This window comes from Sphingorhabdus sp. (assembly GCF_041737645.1).
Lineage (GTDB): Bacteria > Pseudomonadota > Alphaproteobacteria > Sphingomonadales > Sphingomonadaceae > Sphingorhabdus_B.
In genome coordinates this window covers 76,673-82,898 of record NZ_JBGSRI010000021.1, presented here as the reverse complement: position 1 = coordinate 82,898, position 6,226 = coordinate 76,673, and the positions used below count along the sequence as shown (strand labels likewise).

At 55.0% G+C, this 6,226-nt stretch carries 5 protein-coding genes; all 5 read right to left on the bottom strand.

The window, feature by feature from the left end; translation table 11 throughout:
* Positions 1 to 244: 244 nt before the first annotated feature.
* The 5 genes from ACEW72_RS02970 to ACEW72_RS02950 all read right to left on the bottom strand — a co-directional run bounded on the left by ACEW72_RS02970 (position 245) and on the right by ACEW72_RS02950 (position 6,182).
* On the bottom strand, positions 245 to 1,891 hold the full coding sequence (locus ACEW72_RS02970) for an ATP-binding protein (protein WP_373474895.1): 1,647 nt from the start codon (positions 1,889 to 1,891) through the stop codon (positions 245 to 247).
* Positions 1,892 to 2,060: 169 nt separating this feature from the next.
* Complete coding sequence (locus tag ACEW72_RS02965; protein ID WP_373474891.1) at positions 2,061 to 2,825, bottom strand: TIGR02186 family protein; 765 nt, start codon at positions 2,823 to 2,825, stop codon at positions 2,061 to 2,063.
* Positions 2,822 to 3,736 (bottom strand): sulfite exporter TauE/SafE family protein, encoded by a 915-nt coding sequence (locus tag ACEW72_RS02960; RefSeq protein ID WP_373474890.1) that lies wholly within the window; start codon positions 3,734 to 3,736, stop codon positions 2,822 to 2,824. The genes ACEW72_RS02965 and ACEW72_RS02960 overlap by 4 nt, the downstream gene beginning before the upstream one ends.
* A gap of 53 nt (positions 3,737 to 3,789) precedes the next feature.
* Positions 3,790 to 4,581: a hypothetical protein gene (locus tag ACEW72_RS02955; protein ID WP_373474889.1), complete on the bottom strand. Its 792-nt coding sequence runs from the start codon at positions 4,579 to 4,581 to the stop codon at positions 3,790 to 3,792.
* A gap of 209 nt (positions 4,582 to 4,790) precedes the next feature.
* Positions 4,791 to 6,182 (bottom strand): glycosyl transferase family protein, encoded by a 1,392-nt coding sequence (locus ACEW72_RS02950; protein ID WP_373474888.1) that lies wholly within the window; start codon positions 6,180 to 6,182, stop codon positions 4,791 to 4,793.
* Positions 6,183 to 6,226 lie beyond the last annotated feature (44 nt).

The following is a 6,226-nucleotide window of genomic DNA, read 5'->3' as shown; positions in this document are numbered from 1 at the left end:
CCATGCGCGTGAAAAACATTCTTTGCGATATCAAGACCAATGGTAGTAAGTTGTGACACGGACGCCTCCTTTAGATGGTGTTCAACACCTCCATCATGGCACATAAATGCCGCCGGGGGGCGTCCACCCCATCACAACATTCCTGCCATTCCCGCCATCTGCCCGGCACACTGAAAGCCGCCATTCGTTCGGAGGGACATCCTATGAATAGCCCGTTTGTAAGTCTTTATGGGTTGCTCTCGTATTACCGCCCCTGCGCGCGCCATCTGCGGACAACGCGCTCCAGAATCTCGGCTTCGCCACCCGTTTCCTGCCACAGTTCGCTGAACAGCGGGTCTTCGGACGCCGGGCGCTTTTCTTCCTCGAGATTGTCGAGCGCGACGCGGATGGGAATGCTGACACCTTCACCGCAGATGATGCATTCACGGTTACGCAGCGCCGGGATGGAATCGAGAAACCCGCGTGCACCTTCGGGCATAGCGGCCCGGACAAAGGCTTGGTCACGGTCATTGTTCAGGCGCATTGAGATGATTGTGCCGCACTGCGACAGCACGCCTTCGGCCAGATCGGACGGGCGCTGTGTGATGAGGCCCAGCGACACGCCATATTTACGGCCTTCCTTGGCGATCCGTTCCAGGATAGATCGGACAGCACTGTTCTTCGATACGCGGTCGGACGGGATGTACCTGTGGGCTTCTTCGCAAACCAGCAATATCGGGCGTTGCGGTTCGTTGCGTGACCAGATGGCATAGTCAAAGACAAGCCGCGACAAAACGGCAACCACGGTCGACGTAATGTCGGATGGAACGCCCGACACATCGATAATCGAAATCGGCTTGCCGCCCGAAGGCAGGCGGAAAATCTTGCCGACGAAATCGGCCATCGTGTCGCCCACCAACATGCCGGAGAACATGAAATTATAACGCGGATCGGCCTTTAACTCTTCGATCTTGCCCTTTAACCGCATGAAAGGTGCGCTGTTGGTGGCCTTGTCCAATTTGCCCATTTCGGTCTGGATGATGTTGGTCAGGTCAGACAACAGATAAGGGATCGGTGCGTCGACGGTCAACTTGCCGATGCTTTCGGCGATCCGGTTCTTGGACCGGGCCTGTAACAGGCATCGCGCAAGAATATCGCTGTCGATTTGCTTGTCGTCGCCAGTGGATGTTACGAATACTTCGCAATGTTCGGCGAAATTCATCATCCAATAAGGCATGGCAAGGTTGTTCACATCGAACAAAGCGCCATTGTTCTTGAACGCCGCCGAATATTCGCCGTGCGGATCGATCATCACGATATGGCCTTCGGGCGCGATATCGCAAATCTTGTGCAGAATAAGCGCAGCGCTCGTCGATTTACCGGTACCTGTTGATCCCAATAAAGCAAAATGCTTGCCCAACATGGCGTCGACATAGAGCGCACCGCGAATGTCCTTGGTCGGGAAAACAGTGCCGATTTCGACATGGGCCCGGGCATCGGCGGCGTACACCTGCTTCATGTCAGGGCTGGAAACCGCAAAAATCTCGCTTCCCGGGACCGGATAGCGCGTCACACCGCGACGGAAATTATAGATTTTACCGGTCAGCCGTTCTTCATCGCCTTCGCCCAGAAAGTCGACGGCCGCCAATATGACGCCCTGTTCACGTTCATGCAGCTTTTGCGTGCGGATGCTGGCGAGCAGCCACGTGCTTCCGACGCGGATTTTGATCTGGCTCCCTACCTGTCCGGCCATTGCAATGCTCGGGTCGTGGTGGCTCATGAGATCGCTCAATACACCGGCATCCAGCGTCACTTGAGAGCCGGAACCCGCGATTTCCATCACAAAGCCGATATGGTGCAATGTCGGCCCATTGGAGGGTTCCGGTACGGCCGCCCGTGCGGCTGGTGCCATCGCCACGGGTCCGGCGTTGACCGCCGACATACCGCCGCTGTCCAGAGGTTGCGCCGATGAGAATTGATGGTTGCCGCTGATATCCATTGCCGAAAAGCCCTTTATGTTTGGGCCCAACCTAATGTTAGAAAGTAAAGATATATTTACTATCCAACATCAACCTTCGGCGTCAAAGTCGCTGGAAAATATAACCGGCAAACCAACCCAGCAGCAAAGATACCAGAACCGCCATAGTGCCGTAGAACAACGAATAATCCTTGGCCAATATTGTGACCAGTTGTTCAAAGCCAGTTTTTCGCACGCGCACTTCGACCTTGTCATCGGCAACAATCACACGGCCATCACGGATCAGCAGGGTTTCGGCGACATAGATGCCGACCGGAACACTGGACGGAATTTTCAGGCGCGCACGGTACAATACCTGATCGGTAATTTCGACGGACCCCGCCTCTTGCCGGAACAGGCCATTGCGTTGTTTCAGATCGACAAGGCCGTTGCTGAAGCGCCGCTGTTCCTTGGCATCGACTTCGCCGCTGGGGGATAATTGCAATTTATCAAGACCAAGTTCGTAAATGGCCGCGGTTTTACTATCGACGATGCTGCTTAAGGGGCGCGAAGATGCGATGGCATAATAGGCCGGAACCGATCTGAAATCGCTGCTGTCGGCATTAATCCAGATGCCCGCAATCTGCCGCTTTTCACGTAAGGTGATTGGTCGTGCGGGGCCGCGCAAAACGACCGCTACATCCACCTGTCCTTCTGGAGCTACGCCTCTGGGGTAAATGATGGCACCAAATAACAGGAGTTCCGCGCCGGTAAATCCGGACTGGATATTGATTTGGCGTTGCGACACATCGGGGACAAGTTTTGGAACCGCTTGCGGCCAAATGGCGGCCGGCATGGTCAACAGGATGAGCGCAAGCAACCATCTCATAACGCCTGCACCGTATAGATTTCATCCGGCCGCCAGCCAAGGCCCAAAGCCATGCGGATTGCGACCATCAGGACAATCACCGCAAGCAACAGGCGCAGATATTCGGGCCGCATCCGTTGCGCCAATCTTGCTCCAATTTGCGCGCCTGTAACGCTTCCGATCAGCAGAAATACCGCGAGCACGATATCGACCGCCTTGGTGGTCAGGCTGTGCATCATCGTGGCGGCCATCGTCACAAACAGAATCTGGAATAAAGATGTGCCCACAACGACCTGCGCACCCATCCCCAGAAGGTAAAGCATGGCGGGAACCATGATGAAGCCGCCACCAACGCCGAGCAGCATCGTCATTATGCCGGTGATGAATCCAAGGATAAGTGGCGCTAGCGGGGAGATATATAAGCCCGACCGGTAGAAACGCCACCGCATCGGCAGGTTTGCGACCAAAGGATGATGCCGCCGCTTGGCTGCCGGAAGCGGCCTGCCTGCGCGCACGGCGAGCACACTCAGCAGGCTCTCTTTGGCCATCAATCCGCCAATGCTGCCCAACATCAGGACATATAATATATTGATGACGGTATCGATCTGGCCGAGTGCTTCCAATATCTCGAATATCGCCGCGCCCGCGGCAGTGCCCAGCATTCCGCCGACGACGAGCACGGCGCCCATTTGAAAATCCACCCCGCCGCGTTTCATATGCGCGAATACACCCGACACGCTTGCGCCTGTGACTTGTGTAGAGGCAGATGCCGCCGCGACAGTAGGCGGAATGCCGTAAAAAATGAGCAAGGGTGTGGTCAAAAAGCCGCCGCCGACACCGAACATACCCGAAAGCATCCCGACCGCACCACCCAGAAGGATGATAACAAGGGCATTGACGGACAAATTGGCGATGGGAAGATAGATATCCATGAGTTGTTATCGACGACCCTAACCCGTTTTCGGGGCAGGATAAAGACCAGGTCTCAGAAACTGGTGGACAATGTGACCGCAGGGCCGCTGGCCGGTGCTGCATCGCCGGCGATCCGGGTCCTCCAGTCGGCGCTGACACGAAATGGGGTATCAGCAATCTCGAAGCTATGGGTGATGGTAGGCCCTGCATCGATGCGGAAAATGCCGGTCTGTCCCCCGCCCCAAAGTCCAAATCCGGCGGATAGCGGGGATGCACCCAATTTGCGCTCCGCACGTGCCGAAAAATCGAAAAAGGGTCCGCCTTCCTTACCTGTTATGAATCCGGCTTGTGCATAGCTTTCCAACCGGGATTGAAAGGGCAAATCAAAGGCTTTGCCGCCCGCCAGATACGCACTAAAAGAGTCTTTTCGATCATTACGGAAGCGGCGCTCAAGCGTGAACGATAGCGGCATCTTGCCGATCGGCCGCCATCGCAAACCTGCTGAAAATTCACGTTCATCAAGGTCATCATGTGCGGTAGCGCCTCTCATCTGTAGCGCAATTTTGGCTTCCGACGTGCCGTCCTGCGGGGCAAGCAATGGAACGGCGACTACAAATCCGCTCTGGCTGCCGCCATATTGACCTACGGTCGAAATTGCGCCTTGCGATGCCCGCGTCCGGAAAAAGCTATAGGCATAAAATGTCACTCCCGACGGCAGGGGCTTTGACGTCCGGAGCGGTTCAGGCCAATGCATCGGGCCAGATGACACAACACCAAATTCGGCAACGGGATCAAGATTGACGCCTTCGCGAATTTCAAATCCGCGTTCTAACAGAACAGCTTTGCTAACCAGTGCGACCGCCATATCTGTTTTTCGGTGCCGGTGATGTTGTTCAAACCATATCGGGCTCGGTTCCGGCTCATCCGGTAGGGCTGGCTGGCTATGTTTCTGTGCCGTGACTGGAATCGGCTTTCCGCTCGGATAAGGGGGCAAAATCTGTGCGATAATTCCTAATCTGGCTGTGACCCAAAATATCGACACAGTCACCAGAAAATGAAACTGCCGTCCCCGCATTATCTTGCGCCGCGGGGGATCACAGGCACGACAATATGGTCAGTCTTGTCCCATCGCAACGGGGCACCAAAACAGTGTCGCAGATAGGTTACAAACGCCCGACGTGCCGACAGAATCGCGATAAGATTTGCCACCACAACACGGGGTATCGACAACAATGCTTCAGCGGGGCCGTAGACGGACGCTACAAATGCCACCCTTACTCCAAGTCGCCAAAACAGGAACAAGGAGTTCACCAGCAATAAACTGCTCAAGATCGGCGGCATTGGTTGGGACAGAAAAAAGTTTTCGGCCGCGAAAAACTGTCCCAGCAAGAAGGAAGCAATGCCCGCATAAGCCAGAAAAATAACAAGCGCCGCGAATATTGATCGCCGGTCATGTAACAGCATCCATTTCTGGGCAAAGCCGCCATGCCAGCCTAATCTGTCCCATCCGGCAAATGCGATACCGGTCAGCCAACGGCTTTTTTGGCGGACCGACGCGGATAGGGTTTCGGGAAAGCAGGAACGGGTCCCCACCAAACGGCCGTCACGTCCGATCAACCGCGCCATCTTGGTTCGTCCACCCTGTGCACCGATACGCAGACCTAATTCATAATCTTCGGTCAGACTGCTTTCGTCAAACGGCTTGCCTCCGTTTTGTGCGGCAATACGGCCCAGCGTGATCCGTTCGATGGCGCAACCGACACCGGCCAGAGGCAAGGCCGCCCCCAGTGCTTCGCGGACAATCATTGTCTTGCCATGCGATTCTGCAAATTCGTCGCAATAATGGCCGCTTACCCATAGCGATCCTTGCGTTCGTATCGGTATGACCGGCAACTGGACCGCTGCATATTCGCCAATTAGCTGGTCGAAAATGGCCAACTCGTCGGGATGGACGGCGTCTTCGGCATCATGCAGAATAACTGCTTTGCTTTTACATCCTGCGGCGCTTTCATCTTCGACCATCGCCGCCCACAAGCTGTTCAGGCTGTCGGCTTTGGTGGTCGGTCCGTCATGGTCGATCAAGACAGGGCGAACATGGGAAGCATTTTTCGCGACGTCCATGATGACGCCGAGCGATGCGGGATCGTTGGGATAATAGCCAACATAAATATAATGAGGGCGCGGGCTGTCTTTCCAGCTGATCAAACAATTTTGTAACATGGCCCCGATAACCGCACTTTCGGCCCATACCGGAACGAAAATCGCCATTGGGCCGTCTTGCCCATTGTCGTGCCCATCACGCAAAAAATCAATGCGTGGTGTCCGGAAGCGGCGGGACAGCTGAATGCCGACCCACGCCACATCAATGCACAGGTCATCAATTGCGCCCACAAGAAACCAGAACGCCCCGAACAATAATAATTCGACCTGGATCGCCCCAAATATAGCTATTGCCTGCGACATCATTAAACATTGTAATACTATGATAAATTGTCAAGGCAAAAAAGTTT

Bases quoted from the DNA above. Each gene is read 5' to 3' on its own strand.
- ACEW72_RS02950 (WP_373474888.1), bottom strand. From the start codon at position 6,182: ATGATGTCGCAGGCAATAGCTATATTTGGGGCGATCCAGGTCGAATTA.
- ACEW72_RS02960 (WP_373474890.1), bottom strand. From the start codon at position 3,736: ATGGATATCTATCTTCCCATCGCCAATTTGTCCGTCAATGCCCTTGTT.
- ACEW72_RS02965 (WP_373474891.1), bottom strand. From the start codon at position 2,825: ATGAGATGGTTGCTTGCGCTCATCCTGTTGACCATGCCGGCCGCCATT.
- ACEW72_RS02955 (WP_373474889.1), bottom strand. From the start codon at position 4,581: ATGGCGGTCGCACTGGTTAGCAAAGCTGTTCTGTTAGAACGCGGATTT.
- ACEW72_RS02970 (WP_373474895.1), bottom strand. From the start codon at position 1,891: ATGGCACCAGCCGCACGGGCGGCCGTACCGGAACCCTCCAATGGGCCG.